Source organism: Oceanicola granulosus HTCC2516, from assembly GCF_000153305.1.
GTDB lineage: Bacteria > Pseudomonadota > Alphaproteobacteria > Rhodobacterales > Rhodobacteraceae > Oceanicola > Oceanicola granulosus.
Map to the genome: position 1 here is coordinate 1,352,379 of NZ_CH724107.1, position 22,532 is coordinate 1,374,910.

22 protein-coding genes are annotated in these 22,532 nt (G+C 72.6%); 13 read left to right on the plus strand and 9 right to left on the minus strand.

Annotated features, from left to right (window positions below; genetic code table 11):
* Positions 1-49: 49 nt before the first annotated feature.
* Positions 50-1,285, minus strand: a complete 1,236-nt coding sequence (locus OG2516_RS06385; RefSeq protein ID WP_007254814.1) for a lytic murein transglycosylase — start codon at positions 1,283-1,285, stop codon at positions 50-52.
* 325 nt (positions 1,286-1,610) lie between these two features.
* On the opposite strand from OG2516_RS06385, the gene OG2516_RS06390 reads away from it, so the two are divergent.
* The gene (locus tag OG2516_RS06390; protein ID WP_040615606.1) at positions 1,611-2,801 is read left to right on the plus strand and encodes an MFS transporter; all 1,191 of its coding nucleotides are present in this window, start codon (positions 1,611-1,613) and stop codon (positions 2,799-2,801) included.
* Here the strand turns inward: OG2516_RS06390 and modC are convergent.
* From modC to modA, 3 genes are read right to left on the minus strand one after another with little or no spacing between them, the layout of a single operon-like run.
* On the minus strand, positions 2,798-3,877 hold the full coding sequence (modC, locus tag OG2516_RS06395) for a molybdenum ABC transporter ATP-binding protein (protein ID WP_007254816.1): 1,080 nt from the start codon (positions 3,875-3,877) through the stop codon (positions 2,798-2,800). The two genes, OG2516_RS06390 and modC, sit on opposite strands and share 4 nt — an antisense overlap.
* Positions 3,874-4,566 carry a molybdate ABC transporter permease subunit gene (gene modB / locus OG2516_RS06400; RefSeq protein ID WP_007254817.1) on the minus strand — a complete coding sequence of 231 codons (693 nt, stop codon included), beginning with the start codon at positions 4,564-4,566 and terminating at the stop codon, positions 3,874-3,876. Before modB ends, modC begins: the two co-directional genes overlap by 4 nt.
* Positions 4,566-5,330: a molybdate ABC transporter substrate-binding protein gene (gene modA / locus OG2516_RS06405; protein WP_040615000.1), complete on the minus strand. Its 765-nt coding sequence runs from the start codon at positions 5,328-5,330 to the stop codon at positions 4,566-4,568. The genes modB and modA overlap by 1 nt, the downstream gene beginning before the upstream one ends.
* 189 nt (positions 5,331-5,519) lie before the next feature.
* On the opposite strand from modA, the gene OG2516_RS06410 reads away from it, so the two are divergent.
* Genes OG2516_RS06410 through OG2516_RS06450 form a run of 9 tightly spaced genes read left to right on the plus strand, consistent with a single transcriptional unit; the run spans position 5,520 to position 12,751 of the window.
* Positions 5,520-6,575 carry a sensor histidine kinase gene (locus OG2516_RS06410; RefSeq protein WP_007254819.1) on the plus strand — a complete coding sequence of 352 codons (1,056 nt, stop codon included), beginning with the start codon at positions 5,520-5,522 and terminating at the stop codon, positions 6,573-6,575.
* A 34-nt stretch (positions 6,576-6,609) separates the two neighbouring features.
* Positions 6,610-7,008: a response regulator gene (locus OG2516_RS06415; protein WP_007254820.1), complete on the plus strand. Its 399-nt coding sequence runs from the start codon at positions 6,610-6,612 to the stop codon at positions 7,006-7,008.
* Positions 7,009-7,012: 4 nt separating this feature from the next.
* On the plus strand, positions 7,013-8,269 hold the full coding sequence (locus OG2516_RS06420; RefSeq protein WP_007254821.1) for a cation:proton antiporter: 1,257 nt from the start codon (positions 7,013-7,015) through the stop codon (positions 8,267-8,269).
* 41 nt (positions 8,270-8,310) lie between these two features.
* Entirely contained in the window at positions 8,311-8,907 is a 597-nt protein-coding gene (locus OG2516_RS06425; protein WP_007254822.1) for a TetR/AcrR family transcriptional regulator, read from the plus strand.
* 9 nt (positions 8,908-8,916) lie between these two features.
* On the plus strand, positions 8,917-10,386 hold the full coding sequence (locus OG2516_RS06430; protein ID WP_007254823.1) for a class I adenylate-forming enzyme family protein: 1,470 nt from the start codon (positions 8,917-8,919) through the stop codon (positions 10,384-10,386).
* Entirely contained in the window at positions 10,383-10,736 is a 354-nt protein-coding gene (locus OG2516_RS06435) for a MaoC family dehydratase (protein ID WP_007254824.1), read from the plus strand. Before OG2516_RS06430 ends, OG2516_RS06435 begins: the two co-directional genes overlap by 4 nt.
* Positions 10,736-11,101 (plus strand): hotdog family protein, encoded by a 366-nt coding sequence (locus OG2516_RS06440; RefSeq protein WP_007254825.1) that lies wholly within the window; start codon positions 10,736-10,738, stop codon positions 11,099-11,101. The genes OG2516_RS06435 and OG2516_RS06440 overlap by 1 nt, the downstream gene beginning before the upstream one ends.
* A gap of 43 nt (positions 11,102-11,144) precedes the next feature.
* Positions 11,145-11,810, plus strand: a complete 666-nt coding sequence (locus tag OG2516_RS06445; RefSeq protein ID WP_007254826.1) for a lysophospholipid acyltransferase family protein — start codon at positions 11,145-11,147, stop codon at positions 11,808-11,810.
* Entirely contained in the window at positions 11,807-12,751 is a 945-nt protein-coding gene (locus OG2516_RS06450; protein WP_007254827.1) for a phosphatidate cytidylyltransferase, read from the plus strand. The genes OG2516_RS06445 and OG2516_RS06450 overlap by 4 nt, the downstream gene beginning before the upstream one ends.
* Positions 12,752-12,881: 130 nt before the next feature.
* Here OG2516_RS06450 and OG2516_RS06455 read toward each other — a convergent pair whose 3' ends face one another.
* Positions 12,882-13,601 (minus strand): glycosyltransferase family protein, encoded by a 720-nt coding sequence (locus tag OG2516_RS06455; protein ID WP_007254828.1) that lies wholly within the window; start codon positions 13,599-13,601, stop codon positions 12,882-12,884.
* A 227-nt stretch (positions 13,602-13,828) separates the two neighbouring features.
* Between OG2516_RS06455 and OG2516_RS06460 the strand changes: the two genes are divergently transcribed.
* From OG2516_RS06460 to OG2516_RS06470, 3 genes are read left to right on the plus strand one after another with little or no spacing between them, the layout of a single operon-like run.
* Positions 13,829-14,776, plus strand: a complete 948-nt coding sequence (locus OG2516_RS06460) for an AraC-like ligand-binding domain-containing protein (protein ID WP_007254829.1) — start codon at positions 13,829-13,831, stop codon at positions 14,774-14,776.
* A gap of 31 nt (positions 14,777-14,807) precedes the next feature.
* Positions 14,808-16,835, plus strand: a complete 2,028-nt coding sequence (locus OG2516_RS06465; protein ID WP_040615002.1) for a hydantoinase/oxoprolinase family protein — start codon at positions 14,808-14,810, stop codon at positions 16,833-16,835.
* 4 nt (positions 16,836-16,839) lie between these two features.
* Positions 16,840-18,801 carry a hydantoinase B/oxoprolinase family protein gene (locus tag OG2516_RS06470; protein WP_007254831.1) on the plus strand — a complete coding sequence of 654 codons (1,962 nt, stop codon included), beginning with the start codon at positions 16,840-16,842 and terminating at the stop codon, positions 18,799-18,801.
* Between the two features lie 23 nt (positions 18,802-18,824).
* Here OG2516_RS06470 and OG2516_RS06475 read toward each other — a convergent pair whose 3' ends face one another.
* From OG2516_RS06475 to OG2516_RS06490, 4 genes are read right to left on the minus strand one after another with little or no spacing between them, the layout of a single operon-like run.
* Positions 18,825-20,189, minus strand: coding sequence for an amidase family protein (locus OG2516_RS06475; protein WP_007254832.1), 1,365 nt, complete (start codon positions 20,187-20,189; stop codon positions 18,825-18,827).
* Positions 20,190-20,200: 11 nt separating this feature from the next.
* Entirely contained in the window at positions 20,201-21,130 is a 930-nt protein-coding gene (locus OG2516_RS06480; RefSeq protein WP_007254833.1) for an AEC family transporter, read from the minus strand.
* Positions 21,127-22,176, minus strand: coding sequence for a CobW family GTP-binding protein (locus OG2516_RS06485; protein ID WP_007254834.1), 1,050 nt, complete (start codon positions 22,174-22,176; stop codon positions 21,127-21,129). The genes OG2516_RS06480 and OG2516_RS06485 overlap by 4 nt, the downstream gene beginning before the upstream one ends.
* Entirely contained in the window at positions 22,173-22,493 is a 321-nt protein-coding gene (locus tag OG2516_RS06490) for a hypothetical protein (protein WP_040615003.1), read from the minus strand. Before OG2516_RS06490 ends, OG2516_RS06485 begins: the two co-directional genes overlap by 4 nt.
* Positions 22,494-22,532: the final 39 nt, after the last annotated feature.

The following is a 22,532-nucleotide window of genomic DNA, read 5'->3' on the forward strand; positions in this document are numbered from 1 at the left end:
AATATCCCCGCCGGAGGCTCCGCCCGCGCCGCCCGCGCCGCCGCCGGGCTCACTCGCGCAGCACCGCCTTCATCCCCTCCTCGGGAAAGCACGTCGCCGCCGCGCCGGTCTCTTCCTGCCAGCGGCCGATGGAGCGGCGGGTCTTGAAGCCCGGCAGCCCGTCGGCGCCGCCGACGTCGTGGCCCATCGCCTCGAGCGCGCGCTGCATGGCGGCGACGTCGGAGCGGTAGAGCCCGCCCACCGGCCCCCAGGGCGCGGCGAAGTCGCCCATGTTCCAGGCGATGCGGTCGCCGACATTGCCGATGAACAGCGCGTAGAGGTCGGAGACGTTGTAGGCCTTGAGCACGTAGAAGTTGGGCGTGACGATGAAGGCGGGGCCGTGGCGGCCGGCGGGCATCAGCAGGAAGCCCTCGCCGGCGAGCTCGTGGTCCGGGAACGGGCGGCCGGAGATGCGGGCGATGCCCATCTCGGCCCATTCGGCGATGGTGCGGCCCTGGTCGGGGCCCTCGAGTGTGCAGGAGACCGACGGCGGCACCGTCACCTCGAAGCCCCAGTCGCGCCCGGCGACCCAGCCCTTCTCGGCGAGGAAGTTGGCGATGGAGGCGATGGTGTCGGCCTCGGAGTCCCAGATGTCGGCGCGCCCGTCGCCGTCGCCGTCGGCGGCGAAGGCGAGGAAGTTGAACGGCATGAATTGCGGCTGGCCCAGCGCCCCGGCCCAGCTCGACTTCATCGCGTCCGCCGGCACGTGGCCGGCCTCGGCGATCTGCAGCGCCGCGACGAGTTCGCGCGACAGGTAGTCGCCGCGCGGGCTCATGAAGCCGAGGGTGCCGAGCACGCGGAAGGCGTTGTGGGGGATGTCGACGCGCCCGAAGCCGCTCTCGCGGCCCCAGATGGCGAGCACGATGTGGCCCGGCACGCCGTAGCGCGCTTCGGCGCGGGCGAGCGCGTCGGCGTGGCGCTGCGCCATCTGCCGCCCGATCGCCGCCGTCCCCTCGACGGAGCCGCGGCGGAAGTAGTTGCCCGGCGAGCCGAACTCGGTCTGGCGCTGCACCTGCGGCTCCTCCGAGGGCGGCGCGCCCGGCACGACGAGGCCCGGCAGGCTCCAGTCCAGGGTGACGCCCGCGAAGGCGGCGTCGAAGGTCTCCCGGCTGACGCCCTCGGCCGACGCGGCCGGCCAGATCGTCTCGTCTAGCCAGGCCTGGAACTGCCGCTCGACGTCGGCGCGGTCCTGCGCGAGGGCGGGCGCGGCGAGGAGGGTGAGGACGAGGAGAAGGCGGCGCAGCATCGGTTCGGCTCCCGGTGGTTGGTCAGGGTGACAGCTAGCGCGCGGGTGGCGGGGGCAACAGGCGTGGGGGTTGGGGGTGGCGGAAATCGGCGGGTGCGCAGCGAGCGCGCACCCTACGGAAAACGCACAGACGGGGCGCAGGTGGCGAACGGGGGGTGACCTTGCCTCGCGGCGATCGAGGCGTATCTTGCAGCGGTGACCCGGGACCGCGGCCTTGGGTTGATATTTCAACGCGCCCTGGGCGCGCCTTCCGGAACCCGGTCCTTGAGCGACGTTGGCGCGGCAGCGCTTCGCGCCGTCCGACGGCCACGGAGTCAAGTTCGTCATGTCTCACCTCGTTCGAGATGCCCGGGCCTACGTGCTGTTGCTCGCCGCCACCCTCACCGTCCTGTCGAACGCGATGATCTCGCCGGCCCTGCCGAGCATCGAGGCCGATTTCGCCGACGTGCCCAACGCCGACCTGCTGGCGCGGCTGCTGCTGACGGCGCCCTCGCTCGTGGTGGCGCTGCTCGCGCCGCTGGCGGGGGGCGCGGCGGACCGGTTCGGGCGGATCCGGCAGATGCTGCTCGGCACGCTGCTGTTCGCGCTGGCGGGCACGGCGGGGCTGTGGCTCGAGGATCTGACGTCGATCCTCGCCAGCCGGCTGCTGCTGGGCGTGGCGGTGGCGATGGTGATGACGGCGCAGTCGGCGCTGATCGGCGACTTCTACTCCGGCCCGGTGCGCGCACGCTTCATGGGCTACCAGATGTCGGCGGTGAACTTCTCGGGCTTCCTGTTCATCACCCTCGCGGGCTTTCTCGCGACGCTGTCGTGGCGCGCGCCGTTCGCGATCTACGGGCTGGCGTTCCTGTTCGTGCCGCTGTTCTGGGCGTTGCTGCCCAAGCGCGAGATCGTGCCCGAGAAGGACGCCGCGCCGCAGGCGGGCGAGGGCCTGCCGGGATGGCAGCTGATGGTCGGCGCGATCTCGGTGCTGTCGGGGCTGACGTTCGTGCTGTTCTACGTGCTGCCGACGCAGGTGCCCTACTACCTCGCCGAGCTGGGCGATCCGAGCCCGGTGTCGGCGGGGCGGGTGATGGCGTCGATGATGCTGTGCGCCGGGATCTCGGCGATGGTTTACGGCCCGGCGCGCGACGCGCTCGGCCGGGCCGGGACGCCGGCGGCGGGGATGACGGTGATGGCGCTCGGCTTCTGGCTGCTGCACGACGCCCAGTCGCTGCGCTACCTGATGCTCGCGGCGGCGGTCGTCGGGACCGGGCTCGGCCTCGTGATCCCGTGCTTCATCAACATCGCGCTCGGCGCCGCGCCGCCGCACCGGCGGGGGATGGCGTCGGGGGTGGTGACGACGTCGATCTTCCTCGGCCAGTTCCTGTCGCCCGTGGTGAGCCTGCCGGTGATCGCGCGGTTCGGCTACGCCGACGCCTTCGCCGCCGCCTCGCTGCTGCTGCTGGCGATGGCGGCGTCGATGCTGGTGCTGCTGCGCGAGCGGCCGCGGGCCCTGGCGCGCGAGGGCGGCTAGCCGACGTCGCCGGGGGCGATGGCGACGGTCTTGACGACCGCGTGGCAGGCGACGCCGGGGGCGAGGCCCAGCGCCTGGGCGGAGCGGCGGGTGACGCGGGCGAGCAGCGTGCCGGCGGGGGTGCGCAGCGACACGAGCGCGCCCGGGCCGTCCCCGGGGCGGATCGCGTCGACGGTGCCGGGCAGGATGTTGAGCGCCGAGAGACCCTCGGGGCGGGCGCGCGACAGGATCACGTCCTGTGCCGCGATGCGCACCCGCAGACGCCGCCCGGCCGCGCCCGCGACGCGGGGCAGCAGGAGCGGCAGCCCGCCCGCCTCGAGCTCGCTCAGGCCGTCGGGATGGTGCGCGACCAGCCGCGCCTCGAGCACCGCGCCGACGTCGCGCACGCCGGTGGGCGTGACCATCGGATCGCCCAGCACCTCGAGCGCCGGCCCCTGCCCCACCACGCGCCCGTCGCTGAGCGCGACCACCGTCGTCGCCAGCCGCGCGACCTCGGCGGCGGAATGGCTGACGTAGAGCACCGGGATCGCCACCTCGTCGCGCAGGCGCTCGAAGTAGGGGAGGATCTCGGCCTTGCGGGCCTCGTCGAGGGCCGCGAGGGGCTCGTCGGCGAGGATCATGTCGGGGCTCGCGAGCAGGGCGCGCCCGATCGCGACCCGCTGTTTCTCGCCGCCCGACAGCCGCCCCGGCCGCCGCTCGAGCAGCGGGCCGAGACCGAGCATCTCGACCACCCGCGCCATCTCGGCGGCGGGCGCGGGCCGGGGCGCGAAGCGACGGCCGTAGCCGAGGTTCTGGCGCACGGTGAGGTGGGGGAAGAGGCGGCCGTCCTGGAACACGTAGCCGAGCCGGCGGCGGTGCGGCGGCAGCGCGATGCCGGCGGCGGTGTCGAGCAGCACCCGCCCGTCGAGCGCCACCCGCCCCAGCTCGGGGCGCAGCAGGCCGGCGACCGCATCGACGATGGTCGACTTGCCCGAACCGGAGCGGCCGAACAGCACGGTGATGCCCGCCGGGGCCTCGAAGGCGACGTCGAGGGCGAAGCCGCCGAAGCGGTGGGCGAGCGCGACCGATAGGCTCATGCGCCAGACACCCGCCGCGCCACCCGGCGCGAGACCACCTCCGCCAGCGCCAGCGCCGCCAGCGCCACGACGACCGACACCGCCACCAGCGCCAGCGCCGCGCCCTCGGCGCCGGGCACCTGCAGGAAGGCGTAGATCGCCGAGGGGATGGTCTGGGTCTGGCCCGGAATGTTGGAGACGAAGGTGATGGTCGCGCCGAACTCGCCCATCGCCTTGGCGAAGGCGAGGATGGCGCCGGCGAGGATGCCCGGAAGGATCAGCGGCAGGGTGACGGTGGTGAACACCCGCCAGGGCGGCGCGCCGAGGGTGGCGGAGGCCTGCTCGAGCCCGGGGTCGACCGCCTCGAGGCTGAGCCGGATCGCCCGCACCATCAGCGGGAACGCCATGATCGCCGCCGCCAGCGCCGCGCCGGTCCAGCGGAAGGCGAAGACGATCCCCACCTCCGCGAGCGCCGCGCCGAGGGGGCCGCGGGTGCCGAAGGCGAGGAGCAGCAGGTAGCCCGTCACCACCGGCGGCAGGATCAGCGGCAGGTGCACCAGCCCGTTGAGCAGCCCCCGCCCCGGGAAGCGCCAACGCGCCAGCGCGTAGGCCGCGAGCAGCCCGAACGGCAGCGCGCCGAGCGTCGCCCAGAACGACACCTTGAGCGACAGCAGGATGGCGGACCAGGCCTCGGCGCCGAGCCAGCCCATCACCCGGGCAGCGGCGCGAAGCCGTGGGCGCGGAACGCCTCCTGCGCCGCGTCGCCGGCGAGGTGGGCGAGGAAGGCGTCGGCGGCCGGGTTGGCGGCGCCCCCGGCGATGCGCGCGACCGGGTAGACGATGGGCGGGTGGCTCTCGGGCGGGAATTCGGCGACGACGGCGACGGCGGGCTCGGCCGCGGCGTCGGTGGCGTAGACGATCCCCAGCGGCGCCTCGCCCAGCGCCACCAGCGCCAGCGCCGCGCGCACGTTGTCGACCTGCGCCACGCGCGGCGCGACCTCCTCCCAGAGGCCGAGAGACAGGAGCGCCGCCTTGCCGTACTGCCCCGCCGGGACCGCGTCGACCAGCGCCATCGCCAGCCGCCCGTCGGGCCCGAGCAGCGCCGGCAGGTCGAGGTCGGGGCCGAGCGGCACCGGCGCGGCGGGTGCGGGCGCGATCAGCACCAGCCGGTTGCCGAGCAGGTCGCGCCGCGTCCCCGGCACGAGCAGCCCCTCCGCCTCGAGCAGGTCCATCCACTCGGGGCTCGCCGACAGGAGCAGGTCGGCCGGCGCGCCGCGCGCGATCTGGCGGGCGAGCGCCGAGGAGCCGGCGTAGGAGACGGTGACGTCGTGGCCGCTCTCCGCCTCCCAGTCGGCGCTCACCCGGTCGAGCGCCTCCTTCAGGCTGGCCGCGGCGAACACCGTCACCGCGTCCGCCGCCGCCGGTAGCGGCAGGGCGAGGCAGGCGAGCAGCAGGGCGGTGAGGCGGCGGCGCATCAGGAGGTCCGGGAGGTGGTTGCGCGCAGCAACTTCGCCGACGCGCCGGGCGCTGCGCAAGGGCCAATCGGCGGCGGAGCCTGGCCCTGCGCCTGCCGCAATTCTATCATTTGTTTATCCGCCCCACCCCTGTCTGTTAACCATTACCTGACATATCAGACCGGGGAGACCCGGTAAGAGAGCCCAAAATTGGACGACGCGACGCCCACCTCCTCGTTCCCGCAATCTCCCGAGCGCCAGCACCTCGAACTCATCCTCGAAATGGGCGAGGTCGGTGTCTGGGAGCTCGACGTGCCGCGCGGCGACGCTTGGCGCAACGAGCGGCACGACCGCATCTTCGGCTACGACCGCCTGCTGCCGGAGTGGACCTACGAGATGTTCCTCGAGCATGTCGTTCCCGAGGACCGCGAGCACGTGTCCGAGCGATATGGCCGGGCGCTGGAGACGTCGTCGCCGTGGGCCTTCGAGTGCCGCATCAACCGCGCCGACGGCGAGCTGCGCTGGATCAGCGCCACCGGGCGTCCGCTGCGCGACGAGGCGGGAGAGGTGGTGCGCCTGATCGGGCACGTGATCGACATCACCCACACCAAGCGCAACGAGGAACACCTGCGCACGGTGATGAACGAGCTGAACCACCGGGTCCGCAACACGCTGACCGTGGTGCGCGCCATCGCCGGGCGCTCGTTCCCCGACCACGTGCCAGTCGCGCAGGCCCGCAAGGACTTCACCGCCCGCATCGACGCGCTGGCCAACGCGCACTCGCTGCTGACCGACCGCAACTGGGCCGGCGCGCCGCTGAGCGACATCGTGGACAAGGCGATCAGCCCGTTCCAGGGCACCGGGCAGACCCGCTTCGCCGTCTCCGGCCCCGACGTGACGCTCGCCGCCAAGCCCGCCGTCGCGCTGGCGCTGGCGCTGGGGGAACTTGCCACCAACGCCCTCAAGCACGGCGCGCTCAGCCTGCCCGCCGGACAGGTCTCGCTCGACTGGACCCTCGCCCCGGCGACCGGCCCCGAGGCGGAGCCGGGGGCGCAGCGGGTGGACATGACCTGGCGCGAGCAGGGCGGGCCACCGGTGAGCCGCGGCACCCGGTCGGGGTTCGGCATGACGCTGCTGGAGCGGCTGATGCCGAGCGAGCTGCGCGGCGAGGTGGAGGTTCTTTTTCAACCCGATGGCCTCGTCTGCCGGATCCAATTCGACGTTCAGCCGTTGAGCAAGGAGGTCATCTCGCCGGCGTCCCGCTGACGATGCGGCCGTGCATCAGCGACAGGAGCGAGCGTTGGAGGAGGTGCAGCGTGGGGAGAGGGCGCAGGTCCGCGCACTGCTCGTCGAGGACGAGGCGCTGATCGGGCTGCTGCTGGAAGGCTACCTCAACGACCTCGGCATCACCGACATCGAGACCGCCGGCAGCGTCGGCGACGGCCTCGCGCTCGCGGGCGGTGCCCCGTTCGACTTCGCGCTGCTCGACGTCAACCTGCTGGGCGAGCGCTCCGACCCGATCGCCGACCTGCTCACCCACCGCGCCGGACCCTTCGCCTTCGCCACCGGGTATGGCCGCGACGGCATCTGCCCGCGCCACGCCGCGCGGCCGGAGCTCGTGAAGCCGCCGATCTTCGGCGACCTGCGGGACGTGGTGGCGGGCCTGCTCGGCTGGAACGGCGACGGGAGGCGGGGGTAGGCCCATGCAGAACGAGCCCTTCTTCGGCCTCAATCCCTACCACATCGTGCTCGTCGTGCTCGGCGCGACGATCATCGTCGCGCGCTGGCTGCCGCGGCTTGTGTCGCACCGGGAGCCGGCCGCCGCGCCGCTGATGATCCTGTTCGGCGCGGGCATCTCGCTGCTGCTGCCCGAGCTCGTCACCCTGCCCGACCCGCGCGAGACGCCGCTGCCGTGGGAGCTGGTCAGCGAGCTGACCGTCATCATCGCGCTGTTCGGCGCGGGGATGCGGATCGACGACCTGACGCCGTGGCGGCGCTGGGGGCCGACGGCGCGGCTGCTCGCCATCGCGATGCCGCTGACGATCTTCGCCGTCGCCGCGCTCGGCGTGTGGCTGGCGGGGCTGACGCTGGCCGGGGCGATCCTGCTCGGCGCGGTGCTCGCCCCGACCGACCCGGTGCTCGCCGCCGACGTGCAGGTCGGCCCGCCGCAGGAAGGCGCGGAGCACCCGGTGCGCTTCACCCTGACCACCGAGGCCGGGCTCAACGACGGCCTCGCCTTCCCGTTCGTCTATCTCGGCCTGATCATCGCCGCCGAGGGCACCACCTCGGGCTCGCTCGCCTTCGACTGGCTGCTGCGCGACGTGCTCTACCGCATCCTCGTCGGCGCGGCGATGGGCTGGCTCGGCGGGCGCGCGCTCGGGCTCGTGCTGTTCCACATCCCGCGCGATGCGGCGCTGGCCGAGACGAGTTCGGGGATCATCGCGCTGGCGGGAGTGCTGCTGTGCTACGGCTCGACGGAACTGCTCGAGGGCTACGGCTTCATCTCCGTCGCCGTGCTCGGCCTGACCCTGCGCCGCATCGAGCAGAACCACACCTTCCACCGCCGCCTGCACGACTTCTCGGAATCGATCGAGCACGCGCTCACCGCGCTGCTGCTGGTGGCGCTCGGAACGGTGCTGCCGCTGCTGTTCCTAGACCTGACCTGGGTGCAGGTGCTGATCGCGGTGCTGCTGCTGCTCGTGGTCCGCCCCGTCGCCGGCTGGCTGTCGCTGATCGGCAGCAACCTGCCCAACCGCGACCGCGCCATCGCGTCGGTCTACGGGGTGCGGGGGATCGGGTCGATCTACTACCTCTGCTACGCCGGCAGCCACATGGAGTTTCACAACGAGGAGGCGCTCTGGTCGCTCGTGGCGCTGGTGATCCTCGTCTCCACCTTCCTGCACGGGTTCAGCGTCGGCTGGGCGATGGAGCACGCCTCGGAGCAGACCGAGGAGCAGTAATCCCTTGCGCGCGCAACATGAATGGTTATTCATGTTGCACCATGAGGAGCATCCCCGCCCCCAAGACCAAGCGCGGCCTCGCCCGGCGAGCGAAGATCCTGCGCGCGGCCGAGGAGGTGATCGGCCAGAGCGGCTTCTCCGCCGCCACCATCGCCGACATCACCCGCGCCGCCGAGACGGCGCTGGGCACGTTCTACATCTACTTCACCTCCAAGGAGGAAGTGTTCCACGAGCTGGTGCTCGAGATGGGCCGCACCACCCGCGCCAGCGTCACCCAGGCCGTCGCGGGGGCCGCCGACCGGCTCGAGGCCGAGCGGGCGGGGCTGCGCGCGTTCCTGTCGTTCGTCGAGGAGCGCCCGGCGCTGTACCGCATCGTCGAGGAGGCGCGCTTCGTCGACCCGGACGCCTACCGCGACTACTTCTCGAGCTTCGCCGAGGCCTACGCCGACCAGCTGCGCGCGGCGGCGGGGGCGGGAGAGATCTCCGAGGGCGACGCCGAGGTGCGGGCCTGGGCGCTGATGGGGGTGGCCAAGACGCTGGGCGAGCGCTTCGTGCTCTGGGACGACACCCCGGACCTCGAGCGCGTCGTGGACAGCGCCTTCGCGCTGATCCGCGACGGGCTGGCGCCGGCGCGATGAGCGGGCGCGATGTTTGACACCATTCCCGACATGGCCGCGAGCCGCGCGGCTCTCTCGCCCGGCGCGCTGGCCTTCCGCTGCCGGCGCGACTGGACCTTCGCCGAGGTCGACGCCGCCGCCTCCGGCATCGCCGCCGGTCTGACCGCCTCCGGCCTCGCCGAGGGCGACCGGCTCGCGATCCTGTGCCACAACGCCGCCGAGTTCTTCCTGACGCTGTTCGCCTGCCAGAAGACCGGGATCATCCTGTGCCCGCTCAACTGGCGCCAGCCCGCGCCCGAGCTGCTCGACACGCTCGCGCCCGTCGCGCCCCGTGCGCTGCTCCACGACGCCGCCCATGCCGGCCTCGCCGCCGAGATCGCGCGAGCGGCCTCTCTGGAGCGGCACGATTTCGCGCGGCTCATGGAGTGGGCCGCCCTGCCCGGCCCCGCGCCGGTGCCGGTGCCGGCGGGGCGGCCCTGGTACCTGCTGTTCACCTCCGGCACGACGGGGCGGCCCAAGGCGGTGATCCAGACCGCGCGGATGGCCTGGGCCAACGCGCTCAACGCGATGCAGGCGACGGGGCTCGGCGCGGCGGACCGCTCCGTCAACTACCTGCCGCTGTTCCACACCGCCGGGATCAACCTCTTCACCCTGCCGATCTTCCTCGCCGGGGGCAGCTCGACGATCCTGCCGAAGTTCGACGCGGCCGCGCTGCTCGCGCTCTGCCGCGCGGGCGAGGTGAGCCAGTTCTTCGGGGTGCCCGCGATCTACCGCGCCTTCAGCCTCGACGAGGGGGTGGGCGAGGTCGACTGGTCGGCGATCCGCTGCGGCTGCGGCGGCGCGCCCCTGCCCGAGCCGCTGATCCGGCTGTTCGCGGGCCTCGGCGCGCGGGTGCTCAACGGCTACGGCATGACCGAGACCGGCCCGATGGGCACGCTGATGGACCCGGCCTCGGCGGAAACCAAGATCGGTTCGGTCGGCAAGGCGCAGATGCTCAGCGAGCTGCGCCTCGACGGCGTCGCTCCGGGCGCGGAGGGCACGGGCGAGATCCAGTGGCGCGGGCCCTCGATCACGCCGGGCTACTACGGCGACCGGGCCGCCACCGAGGCGGCGTTCACCGCCGACGGCTGGCTCAGGACCGGCGACATCGGGCGGCGCGACGCGGACGGCGACCTCTACCTGATCGACCGGCTCAAGGACATGTTCATCTCGGGCGGCGAGAACGTCTACCCGGCGGAGGTCGAGCGGGTGCTGCACGACCACCCGGCGATCCTCGAGGCCGCCGTCGTCGGCGTGCCCGACGACCGCTGGGGCGAGACCGGCGCGGCGTGCCTGCTGCTGCGCCCGGGCGCGACGCTCGAGGCGGCGGCGCTGCGGGACTGGTGCCGCGCCCGGCTCGCGGCCTACAAGGTGCCGGCGCGCATCGAGGTGATGGACGACTTCCCGCGCACGGCGGCGGGCAAGGTGAGGAAGGCCGACCTGCGCGAGCGGCTGGCATGAGGATCGACCTCAGCGCCGAGTGGACGCCCGCGCAGGCCGAATTCGACGCCTTCGCCCGGCTCTCGGGCGACGACAACCCGATCCACACCGACCCGGCCTACGCCGCGCGCACGCCCTTCGGGCGCACCGTCAGCCACGGGATGCTGATCTACGCCCGCCTCTGGGGCCTGCTGCACAGCGCCCGGCCCGGGACGGCGGAGCGGCGGCAGGCGCTGATGTTCCCCGCGCCGTGCTTCGCGGACGAGCCGGTGACGCTGACGGTTGCGGGCGAGGCTCCCGGCCGGCTGGCGCTGCGCGCGGTGCGTGGCGACGGGGCGGAGGTGCTGGTGGGCGAGGCGGAGGTGGATTGATGGAGATCGGCCAGAGCGCCGAGCTGCGCCGCCGGATTGGGGCGGCCGAGCTCGCCGGCTTCGCCGCCCTGAGCGGCGGTCCGGTGCCCCGCCACGTCCCCGGGCCGATGCTCGCGGCGCTGGTCTCCCACCTGCTCGGGGTGGAGCTGCCCGGGCCGGGAACGAACTACCTCAAGCAGGACCTCGCCTTCCCCGCCCCCGCCCCGCCCGACACCGAGCTGACGGCGCGGGTCGAGATCACCCGGCTGCGCCCCGAGAGCCGCCTCGTCGACCTCTGGGCCAGCTGCCGCCTGCCCGACGGCACGGTCGTCTGCGAGGGGCGCGCGCTGGTGAAGGCGCCGGCGGAGGCGTTTTGCCGGAGCTGAGAAATCCCATTGCCTTCGCGCCCTTGCGCGGCAAGTCTGGCGCATGGGACTGCTCGCACCGCTCCGCCGCCTCGCCGCCCGCACGGTCGGCCACGCCATCGTCTTCGCGGCGCAGGTCATCACCGCCGTGCGCGCCGAGTGGCGCGGGATCGAGCCGGTGCGGCGGCAGCGGGTGTACTTCGCGAACCACGTCAGCAACGCCGACATGCCGATGATCTGGTCGTGCCTGCCCCCCGCCCTGCGGCGCGAGACGCGGCCGGTGGCGGCGGCGGATTACTGGCTCGAGACGCCGCTGCGCGCGTTCGTGGGGCCGGAGGTGTTCCGCTGCGTCCTCGTCGACCGGCGGCCCGAGGCGCGCACCGAGGATCCGCTCGCGGCGATCCTCGCGGCGCTCGACGAGGGCAGCTCGCTGATCCTGTTTCCCGAGGGCAACCGCAACATGACCGACGCGCCGCTGCTGCCGTTCAGGGCGGGGCTGTTCAACATCGGCCGCGCCCGGCCGGACGTGGACCTGGTGCCGACCTGGATCGCCAACCTCAACGAGATCATGCCCAAGGGCGAGGTCATCCCGCTGCCGCTGATCTGCACCGTCACCTTCGGCGCGCCGCTTCACGTGCGCGAGGGCGAGGACAAGGACGCCTTCCTCGCCCGCGCCGCCGACGCGCTCGTCGCGCTCGCCCCCGAACCCCGCCGGAGCGCGGCGGCATGAGCGAGACCGACGGCGACATCCTGCTGCTGTCGCTCGGGGTGGCGGGGCTGTTGATGGCGCTGACCTTCTTCGGCGAGGTGCTGCGCGCGCGCCAGCCCGAGGGCGCGACCGACCCGGCGGTCGAGACCTACATGATGCGCATCCACTCGTGGTGGGCGATGGTGATCCTGCTGGCGCTGGCGCTGCTGATCGGCTTTCCCGCCGTGCTGGCGCTGTTCGCCTTCGCCTCGTTCGCGGCGCTGCGCGAGTTCCTCACCTATGCCAACAAGCGCCAGGCCGACCACCTGTCGCTCGCCCTCGCCTTCTTCGCGGTGCTGCCGCTGCAATATGTCTTCGTCGGCATCCGCCACGAGGGGCTGTTCGGCACCTTCATCCCGGTCTACGCCTTCCTGCTGCTGCCCGTCGTCTCGGCGCTTCGGGGCGATCCGGAGGCGTTCCTCGTGCGGGTGGCGGAGACCCAGTGGGGCCTGATGACGGCGGTCTACTGCGCCAGCCACGTGCCGGCGCTGATGATCCTCGACATCCCCGGCTACGGCCAGCGCGGGCCGCTGCTGATCGTGTTCTTCGTGATGGTGGTGCAGGTGGGCGACCTGGTCGAGTACGCGGCGGGGCGGCGCATCGGGCGGCGGACGATCGCGCCGGGGCTGTCGCCGAAGACCTGGGAAGGCGTCGCCGCCGGCCTCGCGAGCGCGGCGCTGCTCGGCGGCGGGCTGGCCTGGATCTCGCCGTTCGGGCTGTTCGGCGCGATGGCGATGGCCGCCGCCGCCTTCGCCGCGGGCACCGCGGGCAACCTCGTCTTCACCGCGATCAAGCGCGACCGCGGCGTGAAGGACTGGTCGCACCTGATCCCCGGTCAGGGCGGGTTCATGGAGCAGCTCGACAGCGTGATCTTCGCCGCGCCGGTGTTCTTCCACCTGACCGGGGCGATCTGGGCGGTGTGACGGGGCGGCGTCGTCGTGGGCCGATGGGTGCCGGGCTGAAGCCCGGCCTACGGGGCGGAGGCGGCGGCGGTTCTACTGTAGGCCGGGCTTTAGCCCGGCTGCGACGGCGGGGGCCGGGCTGAAGCCCGGCCTACTGGGGGTCCGGGCCTAACGCACCGCGATGACGCCAACGCTTCGGGGCGGCCCAGCGGATGAAGCGGGCGAGGAGGCGCTGGCCGGCGTGCCTGGGCGGGCGCAGCGGGTTGAGGTGGAGGATGATCGGCTTGGGCTGGTCGGAGAACAGCAGCTCGGAGACCTCGATGATCCGCTTGTTCCATTGCGGCGGCAGGATGTAGAGGCGCAGGTCGTCGGCCTGCCAGATCGCCTCGCGCAGGGTGATCTGGTCGGAGCGGATGCCGGCCTCGGCGCGCGCGACGTGGTAGGTCTCGCGCCAGCTCTCGAGCAGCGCCCGCGCGCGGCCGTCGGCGCGGTAGAGGATCACGCCGCCGTTCATCTGTGGAAAGGCGTAGGGCAGCTCGTGGCGCCAGGTGCGGTTCTGGTTGGGGCGCTGCCACATGGGGATGTGGCAGATCGCGACGTCGAAGCGGTCGAGGAGCGCGAAGACGGGCCGGATGTCGGCGAGCGCGAGGGTGTCGGTGTCGACGTAGAGCGTGCGCGCGAAGGGCGTCTCGGGCAGGCAGTCGACCTTGGAGCGGCCGTGGGCGGCGGTGACGGGGCGGACGATGTCCCAGCCCTCGGCCAGCTCGGGGCGGTCGGTGAACAGGCACGCCGGCAGCGCCGGGGCGTGGCGCTTGAAGCTCTCGAGCGCCTTGTTGGCCGCCGTGACGTGCGCCGCGCCGGCGGCGACCATCAGCAGGCCGTGATCCTGTCCCGTCTCGGTGATGGCCCCGCTCCTTCCGCGCGCTGTTCCGCCTCAGGTAGAGCCAGCCGGGGGCCGAGGCAATCGCCATGGCCGCGCTGAAAAAGTTCGTGCGCTAATCGCCAAGACTAGGCGCGCGGCCTGCGCATGATAGCCTCCTGGAGCGCGCCGTGCCGCGAGAGCGGCGGGGTGGCGGGTCCGACAGGAGGTACGACGATATGGGCGAGCGCGACAGGAGCCAGCCGCAGGGCGGCGACAGGTGGCAGAGCCAGGTGTCGGATGCCTACTTCCAGCTCGAGACCGATTACCGCGACCGCGAGGCGTTTCGCGGCAGCCTGCAGCGCTGGAACATGGGCGTCATCGACCTGTCGCGCATCGAGTGCGACGCGGTGCTCTACCGGCGCAAGCGGCGGCACTTCCTCAACGAGACCGAGAGTTCGCTGCTGATCGCCATCCCCGAGACGGAGAGCGTGCAGTTCATCCAGAGCGAGCGGCGCACCTCCTGCCGGCCCGGCGGCTTCCTGATCGAGCGCAGCGACGCGCCCTACGAATACTGGCACGCCGCGCCCAACGCGCAGTGGGTGCTGAAGGTGCCGACCAGCAGCGTGCGCGCCCGCGTCGGTCCCTCGGGGCGGCTCGGCGGGCTGACCTTCGACGCGCGCGAGGGGGTGGCGAACTACTTTCTCACCAGCCTGCGCGCCGCCGCCGCGCACGTGGCCGACCTCGACGAGGCCGGGCGCGAGGCGGCGGGGCGGCACCTGCTCGACCTGCTGTGCCTGGCGATCCAGCGCGACGACCGGGTGCTGCACTCGCAGACCTCGTCGGTGCGCGCCGCCCACCTGTTCCGCGCCGAGCAGGTGATCCGCGACCGGCTCAAGGACCGCGACCTCACCCCGCAGGCCGTCGCCGACGCCTGCGGCATCTCCCTGCGCTACCTGCAGCAGCTGTTCGCCGAGACCGAGCAGTCGGTGCAGGGCTACATCCGCGAGCGCCGGCTGAGCCGCTGCGACGAGGACCTGCGCCAGCCGGGGCGCAGCGACAGCGTCGCCGAGATCGCCTACCGCTGGGGCTTCGCCGACCAGTCGCAGTTCTCGCGCCACTACAAGGCCCGCTTCGGCCGCACCCCCCGCGCCGCCCGCAAGGAAGCGGCGCGCCCCGACGCATAGCCGGCACGGCCGGCCCAACAACGAGGCACCGATGACCAAGACCAGAGTAGCCGTGGACGTGGGTGGCACCTTCACCGACATCTGCATCATGGACGAGGAGACCGGGGCGATCCGGATCGAGAAGACCGCCTCGACCCCGGACGACCCGATGCGCGCGATCATGAACGGGATCGGGCAGGCCGACGTGGACCTGTCGGGCGTGTCCATGTTCTCGCACGGCACCACGGTGGCGACGAACGCGCTCATCACCCGCAACCTGCCGCGCGCGGCGATGGTCTGCACCGAGGGCTTCCGCGACGTCGTCGAGATCCGGCGCGCCAACAAGGAAGACCTCTGGGACACCTACAAGGACGTCGCCAAGCCCTACATCCCCCGCCGCGACCGCCTCACGGTGCGCGAGCGCGTCGACGCCGAGGGGCGTGTGCTCGAAGAGCTCGACGAGGCCGGCGCGCGGCGCGTGGCGCAGGTGCTCAAGAAGCGTGGCGTCGCCTCGATCGCGGTGTGCTTCATGAACTCCTACGTCAACGCCGACAACGAAAAGCGGATGCGCGACATCCTCAAGGAGGAGATGCCCGACATCCCGGTGTCGATCTCCGCCGAGATCATGCCCGAGATCTTCGAGCACGAGCGCTTCTCCACCACGATGGCCAACGCCGTGGTCTCGCCGGTGGTGGTCGACTACGTCTCGCGGCTGAGCGACAAGCTCGCCGACGGGGGCTACGCGCGCGAGCTGCTGCTGCTGCACACCGGTGGCGGGGTGATGACGCCGCACGCGGTGCGCGACTTCGCCGCCCGCCTCGCCGGCTCGGGCATCGCCGCGGGGGCCATCGCGAGCCGCTTCATCGGCAATCTTTGCGGCTTTCCCAACAGCATCGGCTTCGACATGGGCGGCACCTCGACCGACGTGTCGGTCTGCTACCAGGGCGAGCCGAGGATCACCAAGGACTGGTACATCGAGTACGGCTACCCGATCCGCTTCCCCTCCATCGAGGTGCTGACCATCGGCGCGGGCGGCGGCTCGCTGGCGTGGAAGGACGAGGGCGGCAGCCTGCGCAACGGCCCGCAATCGGCGGGCGCCGATCCCGGCCCGGCCTGCTACAAGAACGGCAACGAGGTCGCCACCAACACCGACGCCAACGTGGTGCTCGGCCGGCTCGGCACGTCGCTGGCGGGCGGGCAGATCACGCTCGACCCGGAGCTCGCCGAGGCGGCGGTGCGGCGCACCGTGGCGGAGCCCTTCGACATGGAGCTGCACGAGGCCGCCGAGGCGATCACCCGGGTCGCCAACGCCAACATGGCCAACGCGGTGCGGCTGCTGTCGATCAGCCGCGGCTACGACCCGCGCGACTTCGCGCTCTGCGCCTTCGGCGGCGCGGGGGCGCTGCACGGGGCGCACGTGGCGCGCGAGCTGTCGATCCCCACGGTGATCGTGCCGCCCAACCCGGGCGTGACCTCGGCGCTCGGCTGCCTGCTCGTGGACATCCAGCACGACTTCTCCGACAGCTTCATGTCGGCCGCCTCCGCCACCGATCCGGCGGCGCTCGAGGCGGCGTTCGCCAGGATCGAGGACGACGCCCGCAGCCAGCTCGACCGCGAGGGCGTGGCTCCCGAGGACATGCTGCTGCAGCGCTCCATCGAGATGATGTACCAGGGCCAGTGGCGCTCGCTCGCCGTCGACGCGCCCTCGAAGATCACCAGCATCGAGGAGCTGACCGACGCCTTCCACGAGGCCCACGAGCGCGAGTACAACTTCGCCCGCCGCGACGCGCCGGTGTCGCTGTTCCGGGTGGCGGTCAAGGCGACGGGGATCGTGCCCAAGGCCGAGCTGCCGCGCGTCGAGGCGACGCCGAACGAGCCCGAGCCGGGCCAGCGGCGGCAGGTCTGGTTCGACGGCGAGGCGCACGACGCGGCGATCTTCGAGCGCGACCAGCTCACCGCCGGGGCGCATTTCACCGGCCCCGCCATCGTCGAGCAGGTGGATTCCACCATCGTCGTCCCCCCCGGCATGCGCGCCGAGGTGGACAGCTACATGAACATCCTCATTCACACCAAGGGCTGAGCCGATGACCGACATGACCCGTGACCCGCTCGATCCCGTGACCTTCGAGGTGCTGAAGAACTCGTTCATCACCGCCGTCGACCAGATGTCGGAGCAGATGCTGCGCACCTGCTACTCCTTCGTCATCTACAACCGCGATTTCTCCAACGGCCTGCACGACGCGCAGGGCAACTCCGTCGCCCAGGGCAACCAGGACATCGCCGTGCACGTCGGCACGCTGCATTTCACCTGCAAGGACGTGATCCGCGTCTTCGAGGGCGAGATGATGCCGGGCGACGTCTACGCCATCAACGACCCCTACGCCGGGGGCACCCACTTCAGCGACGTGCGCCTGGTGCGGCCGATCTTCGACGACGACAAGCTGCTCGGCTTCTCGCAGTCCAACGGCCACTGGTCCGACCTCGGCGGCTCCGTGCCCGGCTCGTTCGACGTCTCGGCGCGCGACATGTTCCGCGAGGCGGTCCGGATCACCCCGGTGCGGCTGTTCCGCGAGGGCGAATTCTGCCACGATGTCGCCGGGATGATCGCCGCCAACACCCGCGATCCGGCCTCGATCATCGGCGACATCCACAGCCAGGCCAGCGCCACCCACGTCGCCGAGCGCGAGGTGCTGCGGCTGGTGGCCAAGTACGGCCGCGACGCGGTGCTGCAGGGCATGGACGAGGTGCAGGACTACGTCGAGCGCGCGGTGCGCCAGCGCATCTCCGCCCTTCCCGACGGCACCTGGGAGACGGTGGACTACATCGACCGCGACCCGGGCGCCGGCGAGGGGATGATCCCGATCCGCATCAAGATGACGATCAAGGGCGACCGGATCCTCTACGACTTCTCCGGCAGCCACCCGACGATCTCGTCGATCTACAACTCCGCCGAGGGCGCGACCTTCTCGGCGGTGGTGGCGGGGATGAAGACCTTCTTCCCCGACCTGCCGCTGAACTCGGGCTTCTACCGGGTGATCGACATCGAGGCCGACGAGGGCACCGTGGTCAGCGCCGAGTGGCCGATCGCGGTGACCGGCTTCCTGATGCCGTTCGAGAAGATCATGAACGCGATTTTCGAGATGTGGTCGAAGATCATGCCCGAACGCGCCATCGCCTGCGCCTTCAACCTCGAATACCTGCTCGCCGGCGGCACCGACCTGCGCAGCCCGGAAAAGCCGATGTTCATGTTCTACGAATGGCTCCCCGGCGGCTGGGGCGGGCGCAACGGCAAGGACGGCTCCGACGTCACCACCGCGTGCTTCGGCACCGGGCTGATGTCGCAGCCCAACGAGGGCAACGAGCGGGTGAACCCGACCCGCACCAGCGAGTTCCAGATCCTGCGCGACAGCGCCGGGCCGGGCAAGTGGCGCGGCGGCTGCGGGGTGCAGAAGACCTCGGTGCTGCTCGAGAGCGAGAACGCGGTGATGTCCTACATCTGCGACCGCGAACGGGCGGTGGTCTGGGGCGTCGAGGGCGGACTGCCGTCGATGCCGCACGGGCTGTCGATCCGCCACGAGGGCGAGAGCGAGGCGAAGTGGCTCGGGTCCGTCTTCTCCGACTACCCGGTGCAGACGGGCGACGAGTTCGCCCGCCCCACCGCGGGCGGCGGCGGCTTCGGCGATCCGCTCGAGCGCGATCCCGAGCAGGTGCGCGAGGACGTGATCGACGACTACGTCTCGATCGAGCGGGCGGCGCGGGATTACGGCGTCGTGGTGCGCGAGATCGACGCCGACCTCTGCGAGTACGAGATCGACCGCGACGCGACCGACAAGCTGCGCGCCGAGATCCGGGCCGAGCGGCTGAACTGGGCGCGGATGCCGCCCGAGGAGGTCGCCGAACTCTACCGCAAGGGCGAGATCGACGCGCTCGACGCGGTGCGCCGCTACGCCGTCATCCTCGACTGGGACAGCGGCGAGCTGCTCGAGAAGACGACGGCGCAGTTCCGCGAGAGCTTCGAGACCCGCTCCGTCGCCCACTGGAGCTGACGGGGCGCGCGAGAGGGGGCGCGTCAGCCCCCGAGCCGCGGCGCCGCTGCCAGCGCCGCGGCGAGCAGCGCGTCGTCGCGCCCGCTGGCGGCGGCGAGCAGCAGGCTCGTCGGCAAGCCCCCTGCCCCGCGCCCGCTCGGCAGCGCGACGCCGGGCAGGTCGAGGAAGTTGCCGATCATCGTGTTGCGCAGGGTCTTGAGGTTGACCCGGTGGAACAGCTCCGGGTCCGCCTCGAGCGGCGCGATCTCGGGCGCCACGTGCGCGACCGTCGGCATCGCCAGCAGCGCCCCGTCGAGCGTCTCGCGCACGCTCGCCACCAGCCGCCGGCGCGCCCGCTGCAGGATCACCACGTCGCGCGCGCTCATCCCCCGCCCGCCGAGGATGCGCGCCACGACGCGGGCGTCGACGCGCCCGCCGTCCGGCCCCTCGACGAGCGGCCCGTGCTCCACGTAGGCGTCGGCCGCCGCGAGCGAGCCGTGGGCGGCGGCGAGCGCGACGCTCTCGGCGAACTCCGCCATCTCGCGCCGCTCGATCAGCGCCCCCGCCTCGGCGAGCACCGCGAGGGCGGTCTCGAAGTTGGCCATCACCTCGGGCTCGACATCGTCGAGCACCACCGTCTCGGGCACCACCAGCCGCAGCCCCGCGACCCCGCCGCCGCGCGGGCGCACCGGGGCGCGGCCGGCGAGCAGCGCCTCGAGGGCGACGAGGTCGGGGACGGAGCGGGCGAGAGGGCCGATCGTGTCGAGCGTCCGCGAGAGCGGGAACACCCCCCCGTCGGGGAGGCGGTGGTGCGAGGGCTTGTAGCCGAACACGCCGTTGAGCGCGGCGGGAATGCGGATCGAGCCGCCGGTGTCGGTGCCCATCGCGCAGGGCGCCAGCCCCGCCGCCACCGCCACGCCCGAGCCCGACGACGAGCCGCCCGGCACGCGCGGCGTGGCGCCCGAGTGCGGGTTGGCCGGGGTGCCGTAGTGCGGGTTCAGCCCGAGGCCGGAATAGGCGAACTCGGTGAGGTTCAGCTTGCCCAGCGTCACCATCCCCGCCCGCGACAGGCGCTGCGCGGCCGCGCAATCGGCTTCGGCGGGCGCGGCATCGCGGCGGGTGTCGGAGCCGGCGGTGGTGATCTCGCCGGCGAGGTCGAACAGGTCCTTGAAGGCCACCGGCACCCCGTCGAGCGGCGACAGCGGCCGGCCGGCGTCGAGGCGGTCGTCGGCGGCGCGGGCCTCGGCGAGGGCGCGCGCGCGGGTGACGGTGAGAAACACCGGCTCGGGATGGGCGTCGATGCGCTCCAGCAGCGCCTCGGCGAGGTCGGTGGCGCGCAGGCGGCGAGCGCGCAGGGCGGCGGCGATGTCGGTGGCGGTGGCGTCGGCGAAGGCGGCGGGATCGGTCACGCGGGTCTCCTCTAGGGCAGCGGGGTGGCGAGCAGGCTCAGGGTCAGCACCGAGCCGGCGGTGGTCAGCACGAGAATGCGCCCGAGGGTCGCCGTCTCGACGCGGTAGTGGATCGCCAGCGCCATCGCCAGCGAGCCGGCCGGGCCGGCGGCGGCGAGCAGCGCGGGCAGCTTCTCGACCGCCGCCACGCCGAGCGCGGCGAAGGCCAGCGCCGCGAGGGCGGGCATCAGCACCAGCTTGGCCGCGACGGTGCCGAGCGCCAGCCCGTCGAGGCGCAGCACGTCGGCGCGCGCCATGACGACGCCGGCCGCGAACAGCGCCACGGGCGAGGCCGCGGCGCCGGCGAAGGTGGTGAAGGCGGCGAGCCCCTCGGGCACCGGCCAGCCGGCAAGGCTCCAGCCCAGCCCGGCGAAGATCGCCAGCACGTAGGGCATCCGCAGCACCGCCCGCAGCGCCGAAGCGAGGCTCGCCCGGCCGGTGGCGAAGACGTCGAGCAGCACGACGGTTCCGGTGAGGATCACCACCGAGTCGACCGTCACCACGCTCAGGATCGGCGTCGCGGCGGCGGTGCCGTAGACGTTCTGCGCGACGGGGAGCACGAAGTAGACGTGGTTGGCGAAGGCGGCGCTCATGCCGATCAGCAGGCTCTCGCGGCGGCTGCGCCCGGCGAGCCTGCGCGCCATGAGCGCGACGAGGCCGTAGGCGGCGAGCTCCGCGGCGAGGTAGCCGCCCGCGAGCACGGGCAGGAACGCGCCGCTCGACTGGCCGGCGAGCAGGCCGAACACCAGCGGCGGCGCGGCGACGAACAGCGCGAAGCGGTTGAGCGCGCGCGCCTCGTCGTCGCTCACCAGCCGCCGGCGCCCGAGGGCGAAGCCCAGCCCGATCAGCGCCGCCACCGGCAGGACGTCGGCGAGCAGGACCGCCGCGGGGCCGCCGGTCACGCGACGGGGTCCGGCCGGGCGCTCTTGGAGGTCGCGATCAGGTAGGCCGACAACGAGCGCCGGATCAGGTCGGCCTCGACGCCGCGGGCGATGAAGACGATGCGCGAGGAGCGGTCGTCGTCGGGCCAGCGGGCGAGGTGGAGGGGCGGGTGGACGACGTGCTGCACGCCGTGGATCACCACGGGCGTGTCGCTCTCGAGGACGTTGAGGATGCCCTTCACCCGCAGGATCTTCTCGCCGTGCGCATGGAGCAGCGCGGTCAGCCAGACGCCGAACGCAGTCCAGTCGATCCGCTCGGGGAAGCGCAGCACGAAGGTGGTGGTGCCGCTGGTGTGGCCGTGGCCGTGCGCGTGGTCGTGGTGGTGATGGTGGTGGTCGTCGTGGCCGTGCTCGGCCAGCGCCAGCCAGCGATTCACCTCGTCGTCGCGCCGCGCGGCGTCGCCGAGATCGGCGCCGAACAGGAAGTCGGCGTCGAAGCCCTGCCCCGTCGAGCGCGCGAGGGGCGTCACCGGGTTGAGCGCCTGCACCCGCGCCTCGAGCGCGGCGAGCGCGGCGGGCTCGGCGATATCGGCCTTGGTGACGAGGATGCGGTCGGCGACGGCGATCTGCTTTTCCGGCTCGGGATGGGCGGCGAGCGTGGCGAGGCCGTTCATGCCGTCGACGGTGCAGACGACGTTGCCGATGCGGAAATGCTGCCGGATCACCGGCTCGGCGGCGATGGTGGAGACGATGGGCGCGGGATCGGCGACGCCGGTCGTCTCCACGATCACCCGCTTGAAGGGCGGGATCGCGCCGCGGGCGGCCTTGTCGTGGAGGTCGCGGATCGTGTCCTGCAGGTCGGAGCGGACGGTGCAGCAGATGCAGCCCGATTCAAGCAGCAGCACCCCCTCCTCGACCTCCTCGAGCAGCATGTGGTCGAGCCCGACCTCGCCGAACTCGTTGACGATCACCGCGCTGTCGGAGAAGGCCGGATCGCGCAGGATCTCGCGCAGCAGGGTGGTCTTGCCCGAGCCGAGGAAGCCGGTGACGACGTTGACGGGGATCACGCGCTGCGCTCCATCTCGGCGATCCAGGCCTCGTCGAGGGGATCGACCGCCTGCCCGCGCAGCCGGTCGACGGCGCCCCAGACCGAGGCGAGATCGTCGACGATCTCCTGCCGCCCGGTGGGGGCGCGCACGATGTAGGAGGTGGCCTGGAAGTCGGCGACCTTCATGCGCACCGGCGCGAGGGCGGCGTTGACCAGCGCCGCGCGGTGTGCGCGTTCGGCGCGGATGGTGCGCCGGCCAGCGCCGGTGAAGGCGTCGGGGTGGGCGTTGGTCTCGGTCCAGTGAACGATGCCGAGCAGGCCGCACAAACCGCACATGACAGGAATCTCCGCCTGAAAAACGAAAAGGGGCGCGGC

Coding starts and splice junctions, on each gene's coding strand:
- OG2516_RS06385 (WP_007254814.1), bottom strand. CDS start 1,285: ATGCTGCGCCGCCTTCTCCTCGTCCTCACCCTCCTCGCCGCGCCCGCC.
- OG2516_RS06390 (WP_040615606.1), top strand. CDS start 1,611: ATGTCTCACCTCGTTCGAGATGCCCGGGCCTACGTGCTGTTGCTCGCC.
- modC (WP_007254816.1), bottom strand. CDS start 3,877: ATGAGCCTATCGGTCGCGCTCGCCCACCGCTTCGGCGGCTTCGCCCTC.
- modB (WP_007254817.1), bottom strand. CDS start 4,566: ATGGGCTGGCTCGGCGCCGAGGCCTGGTCCGCCATCCTGCTGTCGCTC.
- modA (WP_040615000.1), bottom strand. CDS start 5,330: ATGCGCCGCCGCCTCACCGCCCTGCTGCTCGCCTGCCTCGCCCTGCCG.
- OG2516_RS06420 (WP_007254821.1), top strand. CDS start 7,013: ATGCAGAACGAGCCCTTCTTCGGCCTCAATCCCTACCACATCGTGCTC.
- OG2516_RS06425 (WP_007254822.1), top strand. CDS start 8,311: ATGAGGAGCATCCCCGCCCCCAAGACCAAGCGCGGCCTCGCCCGGCGA.
- OG2516_RS06430 (WP_007254823.1), top strand. CDS start 8,917: ATGTTTGACACCATTCCCGACATGGCCGCGAGCCGCGCGGCTCTCTCG.
- OG2516_RS06435 (WP_007254824.1), top strand. CDS start 10,383: ATGAGGATCGACCTCAGCGCCGAGTGGACGCCCGCGCAGGCCGAATTC.
- OG2516_RS06440 (WP_007254825.1), top strand. CDS start 10,736: ATGGAGATCGGCCAGAGCGCCGAGCTGCGCCGCCGGATTGGGGCGGCC.
- OG2516_RS06445 (WP_007254826.1), top strand. CDS start 11,145: ATGGGACTGCTCGCACCGCTCCGCCGCCTCGCCGCCCGCACGGTCGGC.
- OG2516_RS06450 (WP_007254827.1), top strand. CDS start 11,807: ATGAGCGAGACCGACGGCGACATCCTGCTGCTGTCGCTCGGGGTGGCG.
- OG2516_RS06455 (WP_007254828.1), bottom strand. CDS start 13,601: ATGGTCGCCGCCGGCGCGGCGCACGTCACGGCGGCCAACAAGGCGCTC.
- OG2516_RS06460 (WP_007254829.1), top strand. CDS start 13,829: ATGGGCGAGCGCGACAGGAGCCAGCCGCAGGGCGGCGACAGGTGGCAG.
- OG2516_RS06465 (WP_040615002.1), top strand. CDS start 14,808: ATGACCAAGACCAGAGTAGCCGTGGACGTGGGTGGCACCTTCACCGAC.
- OG2516_RS06470 (WP_007254831.1), top strand. CDS start 16,840: ATGACCGACATGACCCGTGACCCGCTCGATCCCGTGACCTTCGAGGTG.
- OG2516_RS06490 (WP_040615003.1), bottom strand. CDS start 22,493: ATGTGCGGTTTGTGCGGCCTGCTCGGCATCGTTCACTGGACCGAGACC.